This window comes from Gelidimonas denitrificans (genome assembly GCF_055694065.1).
In genome coordinates, this window is the sequence record NZ_CM146350.1 from 1,552,431 (window position 1) to 1,574,594 (window position 22,164).

Annotated in this window: 22 protein-coding genes; 21 read left to right on the top strand and 1 reads right to left on the bottom strand. The window is 51.4% G+C overall.

Annotated features, from left to right (window positions below; genetic code table 11):
- Positions 1-30: 30 nt before the first annotated feature.
- A complete protein-coding gene (locus tag FKCLFG_RS07210; protein ID WP_472615531.1) occupies positions 31-228 on the bottom strand; it encodes a hypothetical protein in 198 nt (65 codons plus the stop codon).
- On the opposite strand from FKCLFG_RS07210, the gene FKCLFG_RS07215 reads away from it, so the two are divergent.
- The 21 genes from FKCLFG_RS07215 (at position 227) to ispG (ending at position 22,135) form a co-directional block, all read left to right on the top strand.
- On the top strand, positions 227-1,897 hold the full coding sequence (locus FKCLFG_RS07215; protein ID WP_472615532.1) for a cbb3-type cytochrome c oxidase subunit I: 1,671 nt from the start codon (positions 227-229) through the stop codon (positions 1,895-1,897). The two genes, FKCLFG_RS07210 and FKCLFG_RS07215, sit on opposite strands and share 2 nt — an antisense overlap.
- 2 nt (positions 1,898-1,899) lie before the next feature.
- On the top strand, positions 1,900-2,493 hold the full coding sequence (locus FKCLFG_RS07220; RefSeq protein WP_472615533.1) for a cbb3-type cytochrome c oxidase subunit II: 594 nt from the start codon (positions 1,900-1,902) through the stop codon (positions 2,491-2,493).
- A 65-nt stretch (positions 2,494-2,558) separates the two neighbouring features.
- Positions 2,559-3,155: a c-type cytochrome gene (locus FKCLFG_RS07225; RefSeq protein ID WP_472615534.1), complete on the top strand. Its 597-nt coding sequence runs from the start codon at positions 2,559-2,561 to the stop codon at positions 3,153-3,155.
- Between the two features lie 20 nt (positions 3,156-3,175).
- Positions 3,176-3,823 (top strand): SCO family protein, encoded by a 648-nt coding sequence (locus FKCLFG_RS07230; protein WP_472615815.1) that lies wholly within the window; start codon positions 3,176-3,178, stop codon positions 3,821-3,823.
- On the top strand, positions 3,820-4,455 hold the full coding sequence (locus FKCLFG_RS07235; RefSeq protein WP_472615535.1) for a hypothetical protein: 636 nt from the start codon (positions 3,820-3,822) through the stop codon (positions 4,453-4,455). The genes FKCLFG_RS07230 and FKCLFG_RS07235 overlap by 4 nt, the downstream gene beginning before the upstream one ends.
- Before the next feature lie 106 nt (positions 4,456-4,561).
- On the top strand, positions 4,562-5,323 hold the full coding sequence (locus tag FKCLFG_RS07240; protein WP_472615536.1) for a metallophosphoesterase family protein: 762 nt from the start codon (positions 4,562-4,564) through the stop codon (positions 5,321-5,323).
- A gap of 353 nt (positions 5,324-5,676) precedes the next feature.
- Complete coding sequence (locus FKCLFG_RS07245; protein WP_472615537.1) at positions 5,677-6,120, top strand: OsmC family protein; 444 nt, start codon at positions 5,677-5,679, stop codon at positions 6,118-6,120.
- Between the two features lie 359 nt (positions 6,121-6,479).
- On the top strand, positions 6,480-8,411 hold the full coding sequence (nosZ, locus tag FKCLFG_RS07250; RefSeq protein WP_472615538.1) for a TAT-dependent nitrous-oxide reductase: 1,932 nt from the start codon (positions 6,480-6,482) through the stop codon (positions 8,409-8,411).
- Positions 8,412-8,889: 478 nt separating this feature from the next.
- Entirely contained in the window at positions 8,890-11,112 is a 2,223-nt protein-coding gene (locus tag FKCLFG_RS07255) for a 4Fe-4S binding protein (RefSeq protein ID WP_472615816.1), read from the top strand.
- Positions 11,109-12,413, top strand: a complete 1,305-nt coding sequence (locus FKCLFG_RS07260; RefSeq protein ID WP_472615539.1) for a nitrous oxide reductase family maturation protein NosD — start codon at positions 11,109-11,111, stop codon at positions 12,411-12,413. Before FKCLFG_RS07255 ends, FKCLFG_RS07260 begins: the two co-directional genes overlap by 4 nt.
- The gene (locus tag FKCLFG_RS07265; RefSeq protein ID WP_472615540.1) at positions 12,385-13,323 is read left to right on the top strand and encodes an ABC transporter ATP-binding protein; all 939 of its coding nucleotides are present in this window, start codon (positions 12,385-12,387) and stop codon (positions 13,321-13,323) included. The genes FKCLFG_RS07260 and FKCLFG_RS07265 overlap by 29 nt, the downstream gene beginning before the upstream one ends.
- Positions 13,307-14,131, top strand: a complete 825-nt coding sequence (locus FKCLFG_RS07270) for an ABC transporter permease (protein WP_472615541.1) — start codon at positions 13,307-13,309, stop codon at positions 14,129-14,131. Before FKCLFG_RS07265 ends, FKCLFG_RS07270 begins: the two co-directional genes overlap by 17 nt.
- Positions 14,128-14,676, top strand: coding sequence for a nitrous oxide reductase accessory protein NosL (locus FKCLFG_RS07275; RefSeq protein ID WP_472615542.1), 549 nt, complete (start codon positions 14,128-14,130; stop codon positions 14,674-14,676). The genes FKCLFG_RS07270 and FKCLFG_RS07275 overlap by 4 nt, the downstream gene beginning before the upstream one ends.
- Before the next feature lie 20 nt (positions 14,677-14,696).
- The gene (locus tag FKCLFG_RS07280; protein WP_472615543.1) at positions 14,697-15,347 is read left to right on the top strand and encodes a hypothetical protein; all 651 of its coding nucleotides are present in this window, start codon (positions 14,697-14,699) and stop codon (positions 15,345-15,347) included.
- A gap of 102 nt (positions 15,348-15,449) precedes the next feature.
- Positions 15,450-15,908: a c-type cytochrome gene (locus FKCLFG_RS07285; protein ID WP_472615544.1), complete on the top strand. Its 459-nt coding sequence runs from the start codon at positions 15,450-15,452 to the stop codon at positions 15,906-15,908.
- A 235-nt stretch (positions 15,909-16,143) separates the two neighbouring features.
- Positions 16,144-17,043, top strand: a complete 900-nt coding sequence (locus tag FKCLFG_RS07290) for an FAD:protein FMN transferase (protein ID WP_472615545.1) — start codon at positions 16,144-16,146, stop codon at positions 17,041-17,043.
- A 445-nt stretch (positions 17,044-17,488) separates the two neighbouring features.
- Positions 17,489-17,914, top strand: a complete 426-nt coding sequence (ndk, locus tag FKCLFG_RS07295; RefSeq protein WP_472615546.1) for a nucleoside-diphosphate kinase — start codon at positions 17,489-17,491, stop codon at positions 17,912-17,914.
- Positions 17,915-17,974: 60 nt separating this feature from the next.
- The gene (gene rlmN, locus FKCLFG_RS07300) at positions 17,975-19,144 is read left to right on the top strand and encodes a dual-specificity RNA methyltransferase RlmN (protein WP_472615547.1); all 1,170 of its coding nucleotides are present in this window, start codon (positions 17,975-17,977) and stop codon (positions 19,142-19,144) included.
- A 47-nt stretch (positions 19,145-19,191) separates the two neighbouring features.
- A complete protein-coding gene (gene pilW, locus FKCLFG_RS07305; protein WP_472615817.1) occupies positions 19,192-19,941 on the top strand; it encodes a type IV pilus biogenesis/stability protein PilW in 750 nt (249 codons plus the stop codon).
- The gene (locus FKCLFG_RS07310) at positions 19,934-20,860 is read left to right on the top strand and encodes a helix-turn-helix domain-containing protein (RefSeq protein WP_472615548.1); all 927 of its coding nucleotides are present in this window, start codon (positions 19,934-19,936) and stop codon (positions 20,858-20,860) included. The genes pilW and FKCLFG_RS07310 overlap by 8 nt, the downstream gene beginning before the upstream one ends.
- 6 nt (positions 20,861-20,866) lie before the next feature.
- Positions 20,867-22,135 (top strand): flavodoxin-dependent (E)-4-hydroxy-3-methylbut-2-enyl-diphosphate synthase, encoded by a 1,269-nt coding sequence (gene ispG, locus FKCLFG_RS07315; protein ID WP_472615549.1) that lies wholly within the window; start codon positions 20,867-20,869, stop codon positions 22,133-22,135.
- Positions 22,136-22,164 lie beyond the last annotated feature (29 nt).

The following is a 22,164-nucleotide window of genomic DNA, read 5'->3' on the forward strand; positions in this document are numbered from 1 at the left end:
TGTTGCTGCAATTGCTCAATTGCACATTGTTTAAGCCGGAATACGCGTATCTGCCGTTGGTGGCATTATCTTAAGAACCCGGCTCCATCCTACTGTTGAAATCGTACTTTCAGGATGGTTTGTCGGGTTCGGTTTCAGCCTTATTTCTTGCTTTAAGTAATCGCCAAAATCAGCATGGCGATGCGGTTTTCTTTTTTCAATTTGTACACTCTCCTTATTAAGTGCCATGGAAACAATCACAATATTGTTATTTTCTTTTGTTCTATCTGTAACCGGATTGTTTATATTTATTTGGTCGTTACGAAAAAAATTATTTGACGACAACCCGGCTGCCGCCAATGTGATTTTTTCAGAAGGGGAAATCGGTCAGGTTGAAGAGCCTGCGGCGACTTCGGAACAACGCGCCGGTTTGCAGAAAACAGTCGACAGTACGCATCTGCCGCTGCCTGACTTCGGACAAGAAGCGACGCTAAAACAAGAGTTGGAAGAACGGGTTCAGGCCGATCGATCGACGGCTTTTGTCACCTTTGTATTCCTGTCATGCGCGGTGGTATGGCTGGTTTTTGCTTCATTCGCCGGCTTGACCAGCTCGATAAAATTGCATGAGCCGGATTGGCTCACTGCGCAATCCTGGCTCACCTTCGGCCGCCTGCGCACCATCCATCTGAACGCGGTTGCCTACGGGTGGGCACCCATGGCTGCATTGGGTATTGCAATCTGGCTGTTGCCGCGCCTGCTGAAAACCAAGCTGATGGGCGGACGCTTTGCGATGCTGGGCGTCATGCTCTGGAACGCCGGCCTGATTGCTGGCTTGGGCAGCATAGCGGTGGGCTTGAATGATGGACTGGAATGGTTGGAAATTCCGTGGCAAATCGATATTCTGTTGGTCATAGGCGGTGCGCTGGTGGCATTGCCACTGGTTTTTACCTTGCAAAATAGACGCGTAAAGCATCTCTATGTATCCGTCTGGTACATGGGCGCAGCCTTGTTCTGGTTTCCCACTTTATTTTTAATCGGAAATATCCCGGGCGTGCACTTCGGTGTGGAACAGGCAACCATGAACTGGTGGTTCGGCCATAACGTTCTGGGATTGTTTTACACTCCGCTGGCATTGGCTGCTGTGTATTATTTCTTGCCAAAAATCATCGGTCGCCCGATACAGTCGTACAACTTGTCGCTGCTGGGTTTCTGGGCGCTGGCGTTTTTTTACGGTCAGGTAGGCGGGCATCATTTGGTCGGCGGCCCAGTGCCCGGCTGGCTGATTACGCTATCGATTGTGCAAAGCATGATGATGATAGTGCCGGTGCTTTCATTTTCAATCAATCAGCATTTGACCATGCGCGGCCATTTCAAAACGCTGATCTATTCGCCGACGCTGCGCTTCATTGTGTTGGGCGGAATGATGTACACGCTGAGTTCGCTGCAAGGTTCGATAGAGGCGCTGCGCAGTGTCAGTACCGTTGCCCATTTCACCCATTTCACTGTGGCACATGCACATCTGGGCTTGTATGGTTTCTTTTCGATGGTCATGTTTGGCGCAATTTATTTCGTAATGCCGCGCGTCATGTCGTGGGAGTGGCCATACCCGAAACTGATTTCACTGCACTTCTGGCTGGTCGTGGTCGGATTTTCGATTTACTTCGTCGGCCTGTCGATTGGCGGCTGGCTACAAGGATTGGCCATGCTGGACGCATCCAAGCCATTCATGGAGTCGGTGCGCGTGACGCTGCCGTATTTGCGGAGTCGCTCGGTGGGCGGCGCGATCATGACGTTGGGGCATCTGGTGTTTGCATTCCATTTCGTCGCCATGGCGCTACGTCATGGCCCGCAGCGCACTGGTGCTGCGCTGTTTCATAAACCGGCCGCAACAGCCGCTTCAACACTGGCCGGAGTCTGATCATGGAAAACGAAGTCAAACTCTTGAGCGGTGCGATGGTAACGCTGGCATTGGCAACCACGACACTGGTGGTGCTTCCCTTTTTACAATTATCGGATCTGAAACCCGTTGCCGCCTTGAATCCTTATACCTCGGCACAATTGCGCGGCCGCGATCAATACATCAAGAACGGCTGCATCTATTGCCATTCGCAACAGCCGCGCGATAAATCCCAGGCACCCGATGCGTTGCGCGGCTGGGGCCGGGCGTCAGTTGCTGCCGATTATTATTACGACGCTCCGCATTTGCTCGGCACTGCGCGCACCGGCCCAGATCTGTTCAACATCGGCGCCCGGCAGCCGAGCGTGGATTGGCATCTTGGTCACCTGTACCAACCGCGCGCATATGCACCGGGCAGCATTATGCCGTCTTATCCTTATATGTTCGAGGTCAAGGACAAGGCCGGCGCGGGCGAGAAAGTGGTGGCGTTGCCGCCTGGTTATGCGCCCCAGGGCAAGGTGGTCGTGGCCAAGCCGGAAGCGCTGGATCTGGTGCAATATCTGATTGGATTGGATCATACGTATCCGGTCTTCCCGGCTCCCGTTGGCAAGAAATAATATAAAAACAAAAAGCAAGGCATAACAGCGATGCCTGTGAGTGAACTACATTTTGGAGTTTTAGCATGACGGACAGCGAGAAGAGAATTGAAGCGCAGCAAAGAGAGCAGCCTGATCCGTATGAAGGCAATCATCCGGTTCCGTGGTTTATCATCGCAATTATTGGACTTGTATTTAGCTGGGGCATTTATTATCTTGCCACTTCCAACTTAAGTGACCCGCCGGAGTTGGGCGATAGTCGCACCAGAGCCGATCTCACTGCGCAGACCGGAGCCAAAAATGGCGTCGTCAATGGGGCGCAGATTTATGCCGCGCAATGCGTTGCATGCCATCAGGCTAGCGGGGCCGGCTTGCCTGGCGTTTTCCCGCCATTGGCTGCATCCGAATGGGTTACTGGCAAGGAATCGGTGGCGGCGCAAATCCTGTTGCATGGCATATCCGGCAGCCTGACGGTCAAGGGTGTTGTCTACAACGGCCAAATGCCGGCCTTCCAGAATAAATTGAATGATGCAGAGATCGCTGCGGTATTGACCCACGTCCGTTCCAATTTCGGCAATACCGCCGCCAAGGTGGATGCGGCGCTAGTGAAGACCGAGCGCGAAGCCAGCAAGGATCGCAAACAACCATGGAATGGCGATGATGAATTAGGCAAGCTCAAGTAGTCGTGCATAGCGTGCGCAAAATGTTGGCAGCGCTGCTACTGGTATTGGGCCTCGGAATCGGGGCTTTTTACCAGGTGACGGATGGCTTTCGCGTCGTCACCAGCGAGCAGTCGCGCCGGCTTTCCATTGCCGAGCGGCCAAGGCCGCTTCCGGACGCCGCGATCCGGTTTGAAACCGGCGTCGCAGCATCGTTGGCACAGGCGCTGCGTTCGGACGGACGCACCACCATCGTCAATTTTATTTATACCCGCTGCAATGCGGTGTGTTCAGCCATGGGCACCGAATTTCAGCAGCTGCAGCAAACCATCCATGCAAACGGGTTGGCGCAGCGGGTGCGGCTGTTGAGCATCAGTTTTGACCCGCGCGACACGCACGAACAGCTGGCCCGTTATGCCCAGCGCATGCACGCGCAAGCCGATGTATGGCAATTTGCCAGCGTGCCCGATACCCGGCAACGCCAGGCTTTGTTGACAGCCTTTGGCATCACGGTCATCCCCGCGCCGTGGGATGAATTTGAGCACAATGCGGCTTACCATGTGGTGACGCCCGATGCGCAGCTGTCGCAAATCATCGATATCGGCCAACCGGACGCCTTGCTGGCATTGATAGCGCTGCCGCCGCAGCTACCGCCCCTAGTGCAGTTGCATGGTATCGGTCAGGGGCGATGAAACAATCTACTCAAAGATTTTTAGCCGCGTTATTGGGCGCGTTGCTGCTGACGATTGCGGCCGCGTTCAGATTTACGCTGGAACGCTCAATGGCTTTGCACATGCTGGTGCAGATGCCCATGCTGTTGGGCGCGGGCGTTGCGTGCGCGTTCGCTCTATCCCGAACTGTGCGCAACGCGCAAAATACCCCGAACAGACTGCAGAACGGCATCGCTCGCCTGGCCGGCTACCGGTTCTGGAAAATGGACGAATACGGGATTGTCGCGCTGTCCTTTTTTTTACTACTGAGCGCGTACTGGATGATTCCCAAGGCGCTCGATGATGTGCTGCTGTCGCCCGCAGCGGAAATGCTGAAGTTCGCCACATTCTTCATCGCCGGCCTGGTGCTGCCCGGCACCTTGTCGCGCGCGAATCGGGTTACCCAGCTTTTCTTTCTCGGAAATTTTGCCTGGATGATGGCAATTGTCGGCATGCTGTATCAAGACACCACAGTTAGGCTGTGCAATGCTTATTTACTGGATGATCAGCTTATAGCGGGCAGGGGTCTGGTTGTCTTGTCGATCGCGATCCCGGTGCTCTGGTTTATACATACGGCCCGAACCGGAGGTAAAAAAGAGTGGGGTATTTTTTAAAATTTTCCAAAGTAATGCGGAGAAGCATAGTTTTTTCGTGGTACTCATAGAAGTATCAAATTTCACAAATATTTGACTGAGCTTGCTTCATTAAGCGAAAGATATTATGCGCGTGGCTATTCTTTCTGATCTGCACCTGACGGTCGCCGCGATGCCGGTGCCGCAGCCTGATTGCGATCTGGTGATTCTGGCCGGCGATGTGGCGCGGCCGCAGCAGGCGATAGACTGGGCCCGGCAATGTGCGGTGCCGGTGATTTATGTTCCCGGCAATCACGAATTTTACGGCGCCAGTTTGAGCGGCACCTTGTCTGCATTGCGGCAGGGTGCCCACGGCAGCAACATTCATGTGCTGGATCGGGATGAAATCCGCATCGGCGGCGTGCGCTTTCTTGGGTGTACGTTGTGGACTGATTTCCGCCTGTTCCCGACCGCAGAGATGCGCGCCGCCTCGGTTGCCGAAGCCAGCCAGTCGATCAGGGATTTCAGCCGGATCACGGTAGGCGATGCTGCCGATACGCTGTTCAGTCCTGCCATTTCGCGCCAGATCTTCGATCAGTCGGTCAGCTGGCTGGAGATGAAATTTGCCGAACCATTTAACGGCAGCACCGTCGTGGTCACGCATCACGCGCCTTCCCGCGGCAGCATCAATCCGAAATACGCCGGTTCCTTGTTGAACGCCTGTTTTGTATCCGATCTTGACGCCCAGATCGCACGCTGGAAACCGGCGTTGTGGGTGCATGGCCATACCCATGACAGTTATGACTACCAGGTTGCAAACACCCGCATCGTTTGCAACCCACGCGGCTATGCGCGTGAAGGCATTGCCGAGAATGCCGCGTTCGACCCCGCACTGATAATTCAAATGTAAACAATGCTGCTGTAGCTTATTGTTCCAGCAGCGGAGCATGCCGATCATCGAGGCCGCGGTGTATTGCGCGCCGAGCAGCGCATGGCAGGCATCACGTCGATGATCGTCAGATAGACGCCATGATGATCAGCGGCGTCAGGTACGGAGTCGGCTGCGCTACAGTTGCAATTGCGGCTGGCCCGAATATCGCGCCCATAAAAACATTGCTGCAACCATGCCCCAAGTCTGGGTTGCCAACACGATCCGCTCAGGGGATTGCTTGCAGCGATTTTGCATCAGTCTCTGCGCATCTTGCAGGTGCGGATGCTGCGAATGCCAATTCGGCCGGCAATAATCCAATAAAGGAAAACAAAATGATTGAAACGGTAAGCATCACCATTACGCAAAAAGAAAATTATCAATTTCTGGTGGACTTCGGCGATGCGGCTCCGGATTTGCTAGTGGACGAACCGGCACCGATGGGCGAGGGGCGCGGTCCGGCGCCGGCGCACATGTTGTTGACTGCTGCTGCCAATTGTCTGTCGGCAAGCTTGCTATTTTCGCTGAAAAAATATGGGCAGGATGCGGGCGGCATCACAACCAAAGCGACGTGCACTATCGACCGTAACGCCAACAACCGACTGCGCGTGTTGCAGATCGACGTCATGATTCGGTTCGCTCAGGATGGCGCCAGTATTAAGCATCTTGATCGCGTGCTGGGACAGTTTGAGGAGTTTTGTACGGTTTCCCAAAGCATCCAGGCAGGAATTCCGATCAAGGTCAGCGTGACGGATGGCAACGGTGTTTGCTTGAAGTAGCTTTAGTGGCGCGAGTTATATTTTCTGACGAAGGTTAGATGTGCTTTTAAACGCAATTAGTAAGGCAGTCGAAATGGCGCTCTAAGGGCAAGAATATAAATATATTTAGAGCAAGTTTATTAGTGGTAATTTTTTATATCAATAAGTTACGAAAAATTAAAATTCTGTCTCCTTGCCTTTTTTTTGAGTGTATATTGCACAAACTTGAATTGATAAACGGGATTTCCATATTGATATGGATCATGTTTTTTATCGTTTCTAAAGTTGATAATACGTAGGGTGGCATTTGAGAAGTAAACAGTATGCTCAGCCCGAAGTTCAACTAACTAATTAATAGCAAGCACAAAGGAAAAGCGCAGATGGATAACGTTGAGAAGAAGATGGTGGTTGAAGATGCACCGAAGCTCGGAAACCGGCGCAGTTTTCTAGGTCGCACTGCATTGCTGGGGTTGGCTGGCGCAGGCGTGTCGCTTGGTTTGAGCGGCTGTAAAGAAGAGGTTGTTGCGGCGAAGCCAGCGGACGCTGTCAAGCCAGTTGCTGGTGGCGGCCAAGAAATTGCGCCCGGCCAACTGGATGAGTACTACTCTTTTACCAGTGCAGGACACGGCGGGGAAATGCGAATTTTGGGGCTTCCTTCCGGCCGCACTTTGAAGCGGATTCCGGTATTTAATACTGATTGCATGGTGGGTTGGGGATTTACCAACGAATCGAAGGCGATCATGGGCACCAAGGCCGATGGCAGCCTGAAATACACTACTGGCGATACCCACCACGTGCACGGCAGTTACAAGGATGGCACTTACGATAGCCGCTGGTTGTTTGTCAACGACAAGATTCATTCGCGTCTGGCACGCATTCGCATGGATACGATGGAGTGCGACAAGATTATCGAGATACCTAACGTCATGGGTTTCCACGGCATTTTCCCAGACAAGTGCGACCCAGTTGATACTGCTATCAATTACACAACACGCGTATTCTGCGGTGCCGAGTTCCATATTCCGTTGCCCAATGATGGCCGCGACCTGGATGATCCAAGCAAATGGGGCTGTCTGTTTACCTGTGTAGACGCCAGCACGATGGAAGTGCGCTGGCAGTGTCGCATCGATGGGAATATGGAGCTGTTGGCCACTTCCTACGACGGCAAGCTTGCCGCAGCGACGCAGTACAACACTGAAAATTCTGCAGAGTTGGCCGGGATGATGGCGGCCGAGCGTGATGCCTGCATTTTCTTCGACGTTGCACGTGTCGAGAAAATGGTCAAGGATGGCAAATTTACAACGATCGGCTCTTCCAAGGTGCCGGTAGTGGATGGCCGCAAGGCTGCCAATACTGATCCAAAAACCGCGGTTACCTGCTATGTGCCGGTAGGCAAGAACCCGCATGGCGTGAACGCCTCGCCGGACGGAAAATATTTCGTTTGTGCCGGTAAATTGTCGCCCACAGCCAGCGTGATCGATTTGTCGCTGGTGGCGAAGTGGTTCGCCGGCGAGCTGAAAACTGAACGCGATGCCGTTGTCGCAGAACCAGAAATTGGACTGGGCCCACTGCATACCGCCTTCGATGGCAAAGGCAATGCGTACACCTCGCTCTTCCTGGATAGTCAGTGCGTAAAGTGGAATGTCGAGAAAGCAATTGCGCAGTTCAAGGGCGATAAAACGGTAAAGCCGGTGCTTGACAGGATTGATGTCCATTACCAGCCTGGTCACGGCTATTCATCGATGGGTGAAACCAAAGAAGCCGATGGCAAGTACTTCAACTCCGGCAATAAATTTTCCAAGGATCGTTTTCTGCCGGTAGGTCCTCTCCATCCGGAGACAGAGCAACTGATTAATATCAGCGGCGAGAAAATGAAGCTGGTGTCGGATCACTCCGCGTATCCGGAGCCGCATGACGGCATCATCGTGCGCCGGGATGTGGTCAAGACGCGCCAAGTCAGCACCATGGACGACTTTCCAAATGCAGTCAAGCCGGAAACCGCAGGTATTGAACGCAAGGGCAACAAGGTGCATGTGCGTCTGATGTCGCAAGCGCCGGCGTTCAGCATGCCGATCATCAAGGTCAAGAAAGGCGACGAAGTTACGCTCACCCTGACCAACCATGACAAGGTTGAAGATTTGACCCATGGCTGTGCGATTCCGACTTACAACATTAACTTTATTGTAAATGCGCAGGAAACCAAATCGGTCACTTTCAAGGCCGACAGAGCGGGTGCTTACTGGATTTATTGCACTCACTTCTGCCACGCATTGCATCTCGAAATGCGTAGCCGCTTCCTGGTAGAAGCTTAAAGCTGTATGCCGCGCGCTGTTCCCAGCGCGCGGTACTTGTTGGTTTTATCTTTGTTTGTTGGTACACCTTACATTTTTACCATATTGTTTTACTCAGTGAAAATACGGCTTTATCGCCACTAAGTTTTGCGTCAAATGGTATTCCACCCCAGCAAATCCCCGCCGATCAAATCGGCCGCGGCAGAAATAAAGCAGATTTATGTCTAATCATGCTTTGACAAATTATTTACTGCTGCTGGTATGCATGAAAATGCTATGTTATCCGCATATATTCATTGTGTAATTAAAAATACTCCTCGCTTTATGGCGGCTATGTGAATTTACAAGGGATTTGATGTCGCGGCAGAACGGGCTAAAGCTCGCGGATACTTTGTTGTATCGCCGCTCACAGAATGACGTGTGCCATCAGTGTGCGCGTCACTCAATTTATAAAAGTTCGGTAAATTTTATGAAATATATTTTTGATCGTGGCTTGTTGCTGCACGTGGTTTTTAAAACTGTCCTGGTATTGTGCGCAGGATTTGCCGGCCTGCTACTCGCGGCTAACGCCCGCGGCGCCTCCATCTACGACGCCGAACTATCGGCGGAACTCATGACCGGGCCGGATCTTTGTGCCTCTGCGCCATGCGGCGACGTGATGCCCTCGGCCACGCAATTCTCCAAGCGCAAGGGACGGCCCAGCTATGTCGAGGCTTACGCGGAAAGTAAGGGCGAATCAGGGAGCAAGGGCGAACAGAAGCAATTAGTCGGTTATGTGTTTCTATCGACCGACGTGGTGGATATTCCGGCCTACTCCGGCAAGCCGATCGTGACCCTAGTGGGCATGGATACGAAGGGCATCATTACCGGAGTGCGGGTGCTGAAACACTCGGAACCGATTTTGCTGGCGGGTATTCCTGAATCGGTATTGCTCAAATTTATTAAGCAATATATCGGCAAATCAGCCGATGCCAAGCTGGTCATCGGCCAAGGTCTGAATGATAAAGGTGCGCAGAGCCTGGACGCCATCAGTGGCGCGACTGTTACCGCGATTGCCGAAAATCAGGTAATTTCCCGCAGCGCCTATGCCATTGGCCGGCAAGTAGGGCTCATCAAAAGCGTACCCAGACCGCCGGCCAAATTTACCGCTTTCAACGCCAAATTGAATTGGGAAACTCTACTAAAAGAAGGCAGCGTCCAGCATATGCTGGTGTCGGCCGAAGATGTCGGCGCGACTAACCTCGATCAGCCCTATATGGATTTGTATTTCGGCTATCTGAATGTGCCTGCGATTGGCACCAGCTTGCTCGGGGAGCACGCCTATAAACGCCTGATGGCAGATTTGAAGCCGGATGAGCACGCGATTTTCATTATCGCCAATGGCGAGAGCTCATTCAAGGGTTCAGGCTACGTGCGCGGCGGAATTTATGACCGGATTCAGGTGCGCCAGGACCCGGACACCTTTACCTTCCGCGATACCGATTACCAAAATCTCTACCACTTGCAGCCAGCCGATGTGCCAGGTTTCAAGGAATCCGGCATCTTCATTATTCGTTCTGCCGACTTTAACCCCGCGTGGCCGTGGCAGCTGACATTTCTGGGCAACAAGACCGATGCAAAGACCGGTGCCAAAACATTCGTCCATTTCGACCAGGAACTGTGGCTGCCGGCACAATATCTGGAAGGCGGCCGTCCCAAGATCGAACGCCCGCAAGCCGTATGGGAAGGGATTTGGTTGGGCCGGAAACTGGAAATAGTGTTGTTCGTGCTGGTACTGGGATTTACCGCACTGATGTATTCGCAACGCGACAAACTGGTGCGCATTTCCAGCCGCAAGCATAAGCCGTGGATTTCCCGGCCGCGCCATTTGCTGTGGTTGGCCAGCGTGGTATTTCTGGGCTTTTATCTGAAGGCTCAGCCCAGCATCACACAAGTGCTGACCTGGTTCCATTCGCTGATTCACCAGTGGAAGTGGGAATTGTTCCTGTCAGACCCGTTTATTTTCATCTTCTGGTGGTTCATCATCATCAGCGTGCTGCTCTGGGGGCGCGGCGTGTTTTGCGGCTGGTTGTGCCCGTTCGGCTCGCTGCAGCAATTGGCCCATAGTGCTGGCAAGATGCTTGGCCTGGAAAAATTCCAGCGGCTGTTGCCCAAGCGCTTGCATGACAAACTCAAATGGATCAAGTACGGCGTCTTTTTCGTGCTGCTGGGAGTGTCGTTTTATTCGATGGAAGCGGCGGAGCGTCTGGCTGAGATTGAACCGTTCAAGACTACATTTTTAGTCGGCGTGTGGAACCGTAGCTGGCCATTCTGGTTGTTTATCGGCGGCATTCTTGGCATATCTATTCTGAGCGAGCGGCCATATTGCAAATACATTTGCCCGCTCGGCGCCGGTCTGGCGATCCCCAGCAAATTGCGCCTGTTCGGCTTGAAGCGCAAGACCGAATGCCAAACCTGCCATGCCTGCGCTAGCGGTTGCGGTTCTCACGCGATTGACGCGGCCGGTAAGATCGATCAGACCGAATGCATGCAATGTCTCGACTGTATGGTGTTGTATTACGACGATCATGCGTGTCCGCCGCTGGCGAAAGAGCGTAAAACGCGCGAGAAGCTGAGCTTGCCGCTGACCCCTATCGATGCCAAGGGTTATTTCATTCCACTGGACAGCGTGCGTCGCAATCTGTCTGAGAAAACCGCGCAAATGGCGGCCAAAAAACCGTGATCCGACAAACACCAAGCGCTTCACTAAAACGGTTGGGGTGTATCGCAATACTGGCAGCCTGGCTTGGCCTGGCTGGCGGTACTGCCTGGGGCGCTGTGCTCCAGGTGCAGGCAGGTCAGTCGATCGCTGCGGTGCTTGCTGCGGCCAAATCAGGTGACACCGTGCAGGTGGCGCAGGGCGATTACAGCGAACACTTGGTGATCGATAAACCGCTTACCTTGCAGGGCATCGGCCGGCCAACCATTAGTGGCGGAAATACCGGCGACGTCATCCGCGTGCGTGCCTCGGACGTGACAATCAAAGGCTTGATCGTGCGCGACAGTGGCACAGACCTGACTGCGCAGAACGCGGGCATCTACATCCAGCCCGGCTCAGACCGTGCCACTGTGCAGGATTGCAACCTGGTTTATAACTTGTTTGGCATCTGGCTGGAAAAGTCGAAAGACTCGAAAATTGTTCGCAATGTAATTACCGGAAAACGCGATCTGCAGTCGGCAGCACGGGGCAACGGCATCCAGGTTTTCAATACGGACGGGGTCCAAGTCATTGAAAACAATATCAGCTACAGCCGTGACGGCATCTACGTAGATGTATCCAGGAATGCGCTGTTTCGGGGGAATAAAATTCATCACCTGCGTTATGGCACGCACTATATGACGACCGACCACAGCGTCTGGGAAAACAACGAGTCCTATCTCAACCATGGCGGGCTGGCGCTGATGGAAGTGCGCAACCTGATCGTGCGCAACAATATCGCATGGGGCAATGCCGACCACGGCATCATGCTGCGCACGATTCAGGATTCCGTGATTGAAAATAACATCGTGGCAGGCAATGGGCGCGGCTTTTTTATTTACGACGCCGAGTACAACACGCTGGAAAAAAACCTGGTGATCGGTAACCGGATCGGCGTGCATTTGGCGGCCGGTTCCTACAACAATAAAGTCAATGGCAATGACTTCATCGACAATAAATCGCAGATTAAGTACGTAGCCACGCGTGATGTCGAATGGGGCCTCACGCAGGGTAATTACTGGAGCAATTACAGCGGCTGGGATCAAAGTGGCGATGGCATCGGCGATGTCGCCTATGAAGCCAACGACGTAGTCGACCGGCTCAACTGGCAATACCCTTTGGTCAAACTACTGTTGTCGAGCCCGTCGATGCAGACATTGCGTTTTGTGGCACGACAGTTCCCGGTGTTACGCGCCCCCAGCATCGTGGACAAGCATCCGCGCATGCGCCCTTTGAATCAGGATTGGAGACGGTGGAGTGACAAACAACCCCCTGCAGCTGAATAACGTCACCAAACATTTTGGTGACATACATGCCGTCAACGATATTAGTCTGTCGGTCGCGAAAGGTGAAATGTTCGGCCTGATCGGCCACAATGGCGCTGGCAAGAGCACGCTTTTCAAACTGATGTTGGGACTGATTCCAGCCACCAGTGGCGAAATCAGGATTCACGATGCATTGATCAGCGGCCGCGATTTTCGGCAGATGCGGCGGCGTATCGGCTACTTGCCCGAGAGTTTCGTGACCTATGACAATCTGACTGGCTTGGAAGTGTTGCGCTTGTTCGCCGATTTAAAGCAAGTGCCGCGCAATACCTGCGATGCAATCCTGGCGCGCGTTGGACTGGCAGATGCGGCCGGGCGGCGGGTACGCGGTTATTCCAAAGGCATGCGGCAGCGACTGGGTTTTGCCCAGGTGCTGCTGGGTAACCCTGATCTGATTTTTCTAGATGAGCCGACCAATGGGCTCGATCCGGAGGGGATTCACGAGTTTTACCGTATTTTGCGCGATGTGCAGTCACAAGGAGCGACCATTATCATTACCTCGCACATACTGGCGGAGATTCAGGGCCGGGTTGACCGCCTGGTGATTCTGAGCTCCGGTCAAATCGTCGCACAAGGCACGCTGACGGAATTGCGCTCCCACATGGTGCTGCCTTCTGTCATCGAGGTCACGCTGCGCGTTGGCCACGAGACGCAGATGCGCGCCGCGCTTGGTGCGTTGGCTGGGCTGGCAGGGTTGGAGTGGCAGCTCGATAACGAGTGCGTGCGAATTTCCTGCCCGGCAGCAAACAAGGTGAATGTACTCGCCAAGATCATGGCGTTGTCCGATGCCGTACGCGATATCGTGGTGCATGAACCATCGCTGGAAGACCTGTTTCTCGGTTATGGAGAACGCCATGTCCAAGCGCATTGAGTGGGCTCAGGTGCGCGTCATTGCCACCAAGGAGTTTCGGGACCGGCTGCGCAACTTGTGGGTAGTCGCGGTTGCCGTGATATTTGCTCTGTTTGCGCTGGCAATTGCCTACCTCGGCTCAGCGCAACTGGGTTCAGTCGGCTTTCGCGGCATCGATGTCACGATTGCCAGCCTGGTCAGCCTGGTCATTTATCTGGTGCCGTTAATTGCATTGATTATGGGTTACGACACCATCGTCGGCGAGAAAGAACGCGGCTCGCTGGAGTTGCTGTTGTCGATGCCGATTACCCGTTTTGAAATCTTATTGGGAAAATATCTGGGACTGTCAGCCGCGCTGGCCAGCGCCACTGTGATCGGATTCGGTGCCGGTTTGCTGCCGCTGGCTTCCAAGTTGGGGGCGAACGACCTGTATCACTATACCGGCTTCGTATTGAGCGCGATTCTGATGGGTATGGCTTTTTTGAGCCTGTCGTTATTGGTGTCGGTAATCGCCCAGGATCGGATGCGCGCCAGCGGCGCAGCCATCATGCTGTGGTTTTTTTTCGTGCTGATCTTTGATCTGCTGCTGATGGGTGCATTGGTCGTCAGCCAGGGAAAACTGGACAGTACGGTTTTTGCCGGATTACTGATGCTTAATCCCGCCGATGTTTTCCGTTTGCTGAATATTTTCAGCTCCGATCAGGTGCAGAGCATGTATGGCCTGGCAACCGTGATGCCGGAGAGTCTGACCAATCCCGCAATATTGGTCAGCATCATGCTGGGCTGGATCGTGCTGCCATTCATATTTACGCACTGGAGATTCAAATGAGAGCGAAAATAATCGGCTGGCAAAAATCCCTGCCGGCGCCACACAAATTGGCAAGCAGTCTGGTGTTATGCATCTTGCTGGCTGCCTGCAATCAGGCTACGCCCAAGGTGGTAGCGCTGGAGCCAACCAGCGAGACCACCTGTGAACTCGACGGCATGATACTCAAGGATTATCCGGGACCCAAGGCGCAGATCCATTACGCGCAAGGCAAGCCCGAATTTTTCTGCGATCTGATGGAGCTATTCTCGATGTTGCTGGCACCTGAACAAAAGCGTTCGGTTACCGGCGTGTTTGTGCAAGATATGGGCAAGACGGCATGGGAACATCCCGACGGAAACTGGATCGATGCCAAGAGCGCCATCTATGTGGCAGGAAGCAAAAAAACGGGTTCGATGGGGCCTACCTTCGGATCATTTTCCAGCATGCAGGATGCCGAGGCTTTCGTCAAAAAAGAGGGCGGAAAAATAGTGCGTTTTGCGCAGATGACGCCGGATATGCTCAATAAAAATGACGATGCAGCGCACGATACAACGATGTCGCATTAAGGCTAAATTAAGGATAAATGATGGAACAGGACGCTTTGATGGACCCCGTGAATGCAGAAGCGCTGCAAGCGCTGTATGCGAAAACAGCCTATATGCTGCGCGAATCGCGCAAGGAAATTTTGCGGCAATATGCGATTAATAGTGAAGCGGACTTGCTGGAGAAAATAAAAAATGGTGAGCTCAACGAGCACCCTGCATATGATCATTATCTGAGCGCCTTGATCCTCGATCAAACTCGCATGCAGGTGCGCGCCGAGATGATGATGCAGTTTGGTGATATGCCTGCCGTGACTGTTGAGCCTACGGCATGCCTGCATCTGATATTCAAAGAACAGCTTGAGGAACATTACGCCGAGCGCCTGGCCGAACCGGTGCGTCTGGCTCAGGATGCGTTGACGCTTTCCTTTGATACCGGTTTGATGATGGAACTGCGCTTTTTCAGCAGCGCTGAATATTCCATCAACTGGAGTTGGGGCGAAGCAGAGCTGCGCATGGATACGGCTCCAATGCATCCTTCCTGCGTCACTTTTCCGCTGCATGTGCATGATGAAAACGGTGTAGTAAGGGCTGGTCCAAGTGTTGATCATAGTCTGGATAGTTGGCACAATTTTTCCGGGCTATTGGATACTTTATTGTTGGACCCACTGCTGGAGCGTATCGAACCTTTGTAGCAGGAGTTGTGCGCTGCCAGAGATACATTGGTATGATTCAGCGCGTGATGCAACGCATTGCATTGCATCGGAAAATTTTTAATTTAAATAGGAGAAAAACACATGAAAACACTTAAATTCTTGCCACTCGCCATTGCTCTTGTCATGGCAGGCTGTGGAGATAAGACACCACCCGCAGCGGAGACAATGCCAGCGGCCCCGGCCCCTGAAGTGGCAACTGCTCCTGCCGCTCCTGCACCAGTTGCACCCGTTGAACCAGCAGCACCTGCCGCTTCTTCCTCGGCAGCTCCTATTGCGAGCGCAGCACCTGCCGGTGACTTAGTCAAGGGCGAACAGGTTTATACCGCCACTTGCTTGTCATGCCATGGAGCCGGAGTGCTGGGCGCGCCGAAATTTGGCGACAAGGCAATGTGGGGCCCACGCATTGCACAGGGAATTGACACATTGCACACCAATGCAATCAATGGCATCAAAATGATGCCACCTAAAGGTGGCAATGCCACCCTGAAGGATGAAGACGTTAAGGCTGCAGTCGATTACATGGTCAGCAAGGCTAGCTGATGATGCAAGGACGCGAACGACTGCACGAAACAGATGCACCGTTCGTGTCCTTGCAAGATTAGCCTCGTACTGATGCAGGCGTATTTTGTAAAATCCCCTGGAATCAGGCGTTATGATCAAGCGTAATTTTTATCATTATCTGTTCAGTGCATTGTTATTGGTGCTACTGAGTGGATGTAACAACAAAACTGTTGAAACTACTTACAGTACCCAAGGCAATGTATTTGGCACTTTGGTGAAGATAAGTATTTACGGCGAACCGGAAGCACGCGCGAACCTGCTTGGTGCGCAAGTATTGCGTGAATTTGACAGGCTGCACCATAAATTCCACGCCTGGCAGCCGAGCGCGCTGACAGCGCTCAATGACAGCATCGCCCGCGGCGAACCCTATCAAGCTGACGCTGAAATGGTGGACATGCTCAAGGCAGCCACCAGCCTGGCTGAACATTCGGACAATCTGTTTAACCCTGCCATTGGCGGCTTGATTCGGCTCTGGGGATTTCAGAGTAGCGATATCACGCTGCATGAGCCGTCACCTGCCGAAATTAAACGTTGGGTCGATGCCAAGCCGCGCATGACCGATCTGAGTTATGACGGCACTGTTATTTCCAGCAGCAATAAAGCCGTTATGCTCGATTTGGGCGGGTATGCCAAAGGGTATGCGCTTGACCAGGCCGCCAAAATTCTGCGCGCCGAGCACGTCAAGGCGGCACTCATCAATATAGGCGGCAACGTTTTGGCAATAGGGCAGCCCGGAGCGCATCCTTGGAAAGTTGGCATCCAGAATCCGCGCGGAGAAGGTACGGTCGCAATCGTTGAGTTGCATGACAATGAAGCGATAGGCACCAGCGGCGATTATCAGCGGTATTTTATGCAGGACGGCAAGCGTCGTCCCCATATCATTGATCCAAGGACAGGAGAAACTACCGATCTGGTAGCGTCGGTCACGATCATCACTTCTGGCGGCAATGATGCCGGCACCCGTTCAGATGGAAACTCCAAGCCGCTATTTATTGCTGGCCCGCTGCACTGGAAAGCGTTCGCAGAGCGCTTGAACTTGACGGAAGTAATGCTGATCGACACTAACAAAAATGTGGAAATGACGCCAGCCATGCGCAAACGCCTTATGCCATAAAGCTACAGTACTGGGTTTTTCGCATCTATTTCTTAAGCCAACAGTCATCTGGAGCCATGTACGCATGACTGCTCTGGGCATCATATCCAGGAGAAAGTTCTGTTGATAGCTTGTGGCTCTGGCTGGTTTGTGCGAGCATTTTTTACACAAAACCGGAAACCGAATTCGATGGGCCACATGTGTAGCCTCAAAGGCATACATGGTTGTGTATTATTTTTGTCGCTATAGTTCTATGAAGAAAATATGGTCTTTTATAAAAAATGGCAGGAGTATGTGTAATTTTACATTAAATATTTTGAATATGAATGATTTGTCATAAATCCTGATGAAGTCCGGGAGCCGCGAAAGTCGTGTTTTTATTCAATAACGCTTTATGTTAAAATCCGCAACTGGCTGGAACTGCAGCTACTATCTTAACCCGTTATTTTTATTGGAGTTTTTACAGATGGCAATCGAACGCACCCTGTCAATTATCAAGCCCGACGCAGTTGCAAAAAATGTTATTGGTCAGATTTATTCGCGTTTCGAAGGCGCTGGTCTGAAAATTATCGCTGCTCGCATGATGCAATTATCGCGCGCAGAAGCGGAAGGCTTTTACGCAGTACATCGCGAGCGTCCTTTTTTCAACGCGCTAGTCGATTTCATGATTTCCGGTCCTGTAATCGTTCAGGCTCTTGAAGGCGAAAACGCCATCTTGACGCATCGTGACCTGATGGGCGCAACCGACCCTAAAAAAGCTGACAAAGGCACGATCCGGGCTGATTTTGCAGATTCGATTGATGCTAATGCGGTGCACGGTTCTGATGCAGCTGAAACCGCAGCTGTGGAAATTGCTTATTACTTTCCTGCACTGAATGTGTATTCACGTTAATTGATGTGTTTTCTCGTGTGAAACTGTGTTCACGCGAGGATAACTTGATGGAATGATGTTATGACGCAACTCACCAATTTGCTGGACCTGGATCCTGCGCAACTTATCGCTTATTGCGGTGAGTTGGGTGAGAAGCCGTTTCGCGCTAAACAATTGCAGCGCTGGATTCATCAATTTGGCGCGGACAATTTTGATGCAATGACTGATTTGGCGAAATCGCTGCGGGATAAATTATCCACGCGCGCGATGGTTGCTGCGCCAGCAGTAATTAGCGATCACACATCAATTGATGGGACTCGGAAGTGGTTAATTGATGTGGGAAAAGGCAATGCGGTCGAGACCGTATTTATTCCAGAAGAAAATCGCGGAACCTTATGCATCTCGACACAAGCAGGCTGTGCGGTCAATTGTCGTTTTTGTTCTACCGGGAAGCAGGGATTCAGTCGTAATCTTACGGTCGGTGAAATCATTGGGCAACTGTGGATGGCAGAGTTTGAATTGCGACGCACCAAAGGTATTGAGCCCGGTCCGAAAGGCGAGCGTCAGATCACAAACGTCGTAATGATGGGAATGGGCGAGCCGTTATTAAATTATGAGCCGACAGTGACGGCGTTAAAGTTAATGCTGGATGATAATGGATATGGACTGTCACGTCGGCGAGTGACATTGTCAACGTCTGGCGTAGCGCCGATGATTGATCGCCTTGCGCAGGATTGTCCAGTTGCGTTGGCCGTTTCTTTGCATGCTTCAAATGACGCTTTGCGAGATGGTCTTGTTCCGTTGAATAAAAAATATCCATTGCGTGAATTGATGGCCGCTTGCAAGCGCTATCTTGATTATGCGCCGCGTGATTTCGTCACTTTTGAGTATTGCATGCTCGATGGCGTGAATGACTCCGATGCGCATGCACGGGAACTGGTTGCCTTAGTGCAAAATGGTGTGGACTCGGTATCTTGCAAATTCAATTTGATACCGTTTAATCCTTTTCCAGAATCTGGATTGATTCGTTCAAAGAACCCACGAATCAAGGCGTTTGCGCAAATCTTGATGGATGCAGGTCTTGTGACGACCATTCGCAAAACCCGTGGTGATGATATTGATGCCGCCTGCGGTCAATTGGCAGGAGAGGTGCAGGATCGTACTCGTGTCCATGAACGCATGGGAAATATTGCGCATTATCAGCAAAAATTTGGTAAGAATTTTGGCCGTTTAGTGGAGGTCATTGAGTGAACCTGGCTTTACATAGATTGCTTAGAGTATTTTTTTTGCTGGTTGTCATGTCTTTGTTCGGTTGTGCATCAAGCCCATCAGGTGGATCGTTGGCAGAGTTGCCCACTAGCTCGGATCAAACCAATAATCAGAAAAGAGCTAATATCAGATTACAATTGGCTGTTGGTTATTATCAACAGCATCAGTTGGAAGTTGCGCTTGATGAGATTAAGCAGGCGCTTACAGCTGATCCCAATTTTGCTGAGGCATACAGCATGCGTGCGTTGATCTATATGGAAATGGATCAAATGCCTCTAGCCGAAGAAAATTTTTTGAGAGCAATTAAACTTGCTCCGAACAATCCCGATTTTAGTAATAACTATGGATGGTTTTTGTGCCAAATAGGGCGCGAAAATCAGTCTATTTCTTATTTCGAAGCTGCGCTCAGGAATCGTTCTTATCAATCTCCCGCAAAAGCTTTGCATAACGCTGGGGTTTGCAGCCTTAAACTGAGAGAGCAAAACGCCGCGGAGAAATATTTTATGCAGGCATTTAAGATTGAGCCGGATAATCCCAGCGTCACTGTTAATTTGGCAAACATCTACTTTAATCGCAGGGATTATGAACGTGCCCATTTTTATATTACACGCGCCATTAAAGCAGACCTGCTGTCATCTGAGGTTCTGTGGCTGGCGATAAAAGTGGAGCATAAATTGGAAGATCGTGCTGCAGAAAGCAGTCTTGTGACACAGTTGCGCCGCCGCTATGTTGACTCAGCTGAATATGCTGCTTATAAACGCGGGGCATATGATGAGTGAGCAATTTAAAGACATTATTGAAGAGCCGGCTCAGAGCCAGTCGCAGGAGTATTCAATTGATTCACCTGGGGCTTGTTTGTTAGGAAGGCGTCAAGATTTGGGCTGGTCTATACAGCAAGTTGCTGATCAGATTAAACTTTCCCCGCGTCAAATCCTTGCTATTGAAAGCAATGATTACGCAGCGTTGCCTATGGTTGTGACGCGTGGGTTTATTCGTGCCTATGCAAAATGCTTAACAATGGATGTAACTCCATTATTGGAAATGCTCAAGTCAGAGGATGTTCCAAAATTAGATGCGCCGTTATTACGTCGTGCAATTCCCATGAATTTTTCTGAGAGCCGATTTCCTTTAATGGGAAAAAGGAATGGCATCTTATCCAAATGGAGCGTAGGCGTCATTTTTTTGATCCTGCTACTTTTGTCAGCTGTATTAGCCCAAAAAATGGGATGGTTGCCGAACTTGTCTACAGTGACAGTTGCTTCATCAATTAGTCGAGATGTTTTGATGCCAGGGAAAATTTCAACTCTTCCGAAGAGTGATGTGAATACACTTCCTCTGCAACTAAGCAAAGCTGACGCGGCAGTTACCTCTATTTTGACAACAGCACCAATTTCTGAGCCTAAAGTGATATCCGATGTTCCTGTTATCGTAGCTCCGACAGCACCTAATGCGGCAGCAGAAGAAAATCAACTTGTATTACAAGCCCATGAAGATTCCTGGATTGAGATCAAGAGAGCCAATAAAAGCATTGTAGTCTCCCGAATTCTAAAGGCCGGTGAGGTCGAAAAATTTGAAATAAGCGAACCAGCTTTATTGACAATCGGTAACGTTGCCGGCGTGAGCGTCACTTTGCGTGGTGAGTCGTTCAATGCTAAGGCGGGCGTTAATGGCAATGTTGCCAGGATCAATTTGAAATAATCAGGCATGTTAAAAAATACGCCCACAGCATCAGGCCCAGCTCCTCGACGTAATACTAAAACGACGGTCATCCGTTATGGGGTGCGTGAAGTTTTCGTCGGCGGAGGATTCCCTGTAGTGGTCCAGTCAATGACTAATACTGATTCCGCAGATGTAATCGGTACGGCAATTCAGATCAAGGATTTGGCCCGCGCCGGTTCGGAGATAGTGCGAATCACTGTTAATAATCCAGAAGCAGCAGCAGCTGTACCGGCAATTCGCGAGCAGTTGGATAAGATGGGCGTCGACGTGCCATTGGTAGGGGATTTCCACTATAACGGTCATACGCTGTTGAACGATTATCCTGATTGTGCGCGGGCGCTTTCAAAATATCGCATCAACCCTGGAAACGTAGGGCAGGGCGCCAAACGAGATATACAGTTTGCGCAAATGATTGAAGTTGCCTGCAAATATGACAAGCCGGTACGTATCGGAGTCAATTGGGGAAGCCTGGATCAGTCATTGTTGGCGCGGATCATGGACGAGAATGCTAAAAGACCAGAACCTTGGTCTGCCAGCGGTGTTATGTATGAAGCTTTGGTTACTTCTGCCATAGATAACGCGCAACGGGCAGAAGCGCTGGGGTTGCCAGGCAATCAGATTATCTTGTCGTGTAAAGTTTCAGGTGTGCAGGATCTGATTGCAGTCTATCGTGAACTTGCCCGTCGTTGCGATTATCCACTTCATTTGGGCCTTACTGAAGCCGGTATGGGGAGTAAAGGCATTGTTGCCTCTACTGCCGCGCTGTCAGTATTACTGCAAGAGGGGATAGGCGACACTATTCGTATCTCTCTAACGCCAGAACCAGGTGGGGACCGCACAAAAGAAGTAGTTGTGGCGCAGGAAATTTTGCAAACTATGGGGATGCGAAAATTTACGCCCATGGTGATTGCATGTCCTGGATGTGGTCGTACAACTTCGACGGTTTTTCAGAATTTGGCCGATGGAATCCAAACATATTTGCGTGATCAGATGCCAGTCTGGAAGAAAGAATATCCTGGGGTTGAGGGCATGAATGTCGCTGTTATGGGATGTATCGTAAATGGCCCTGGTGAATCCAAGCATGCAAATATAGGCATTAGCCTGCCAGGAACGGGAGAATCATCCGCTGCCCCTGTATTTGTAGACGGCGAAAAGAGTGTGACTCTGCGTGGTGATCACATTGCCGAGGAATTTCAGGCGATCGTACTGGATTATGTTAAAACGCACTATGGCAACACTACTATTGCCGTTTGAATGTGATTATTCGAGCTGCTATTCACCGT

Coding starts and splice junctions, on each gene's coding strand:
- FKCLFG_RS07215 (WP_472615532.1), top strand. CDS start 227: ATGGAAACAATCACAATATTGTTATTTTCTTTTGTTCTATCTGTAACC.
- FKCLFG_RS07210 (WP_472615531.1), bottom strand. CDS start 228: ATGGCACTTAATAAGGAGAGTGTACAAATTGAAAAAAGAAAACCGCAT.
- FKCLFG_RS07220 (WP_472615533.1), top strand. CDS start 1,900: ATGGAAAACGAAGTCAAACTCTTGAGCGGTGCGATGGTAACGCTGGCA.
- FKCLFG_RS07225 (WP_472615534.1), top strand. CDS start 2,559: ATGACGGACAGCGAGAAGAGAATTGAAGCGCAGCAAAGAGAGCAGCCT.
- FKCLFG_RS07230 (WP_472615815.1), top strand. CDS start 3,176: ATGTTGGCAGCGCTGCTACTGGTATTGGGCCTCGGAATCGGGGCTTTT.
- FKCLFG_RS07235 (WP_472615535.1), top strand. CDS start 3,820: ATGAAACAATCTACTCAAAGATTTTTAGCCGCGTTATTGGGCGCGTTG.
- FKCLFG_RS07240 (WP_472615536.1), top strand. CDS start 4,562: ATGCGCGTGGCTATTCTTTCTGATCTGCACCTGACGGTCGCCGCGATG.
- FKCLFG_RS07245 (WP_472615537.1), top strand. CDS start 5,677: ATGATTGAAACGGTAAGCATCACCATTACGCAAAAAGAAAATTATCAA.
- nosZ (WP_472615538.1), top strand. CDS start 6,480: ATGGATAACGTTGAGAAGAAGATGGTGGTTGAAGATGCACCGAAGCTC.
- FKCLFG_RS07270 (WP_472615541.1), top strand. CDS start 13,307: ATGTCCAAGCGCATTGAGTGGGCTCAGGTGCGCGTCATTGCCACCAAG.
- FKCLFG_RS07275 (WP_472615542.1), top strand. CDS start 14,128: ATGAGAGCGAAAATAATCGGCTGGCAAAAATCCCTGCCGGCGCCACAC.
- FKCLFG_RS07280 (WP_472615543.1), top strand. CDS start 14,697: ATGGAACAGGACGCTTTGATGGACCCCGTGAATGCAGAAGCGCTGCAA.
- FKCLFG_RS07285 (WP_472615544.1), top strand. CDS start 15,450: ATGAAAACACTTAAATTCTTGCCACTCGCCATTGCTCTTGTCATGGCA.
- ndk (WP_472615546.1), top strand. CDS start 17,489: ATGGCAATCGAACGCACCCTGTCAATTATCAAGCCCGACGCAGTTGCA.
- rlmN (WP_472615547.1), top strand. CDS start 17,975: ATGACGCAACTCACCAATTTGCTGGACCTGGATCCTGCGCAACTTATC.
- pilW (WP_472615817.1), top strand. CDS start 19,192: ATGTCTTTGTTCGGTTGTGCATCAAGCCCATCAGGTGGATCGTTGGCA.
- FKCLFG_RS07310 (WP_472615548.1), top strand. CDS start 19,934: ATGAGTGAGCAATTTAAAGACATTATTGAAGAGCCGGCTCAGAGCCAG.
- ispG (WP_472615549.1), top strand. CDS start 20,867: ATGTTAAAAAATACGCCCACAGCATCAGGCCCAGCTCCTCGACGTAAT.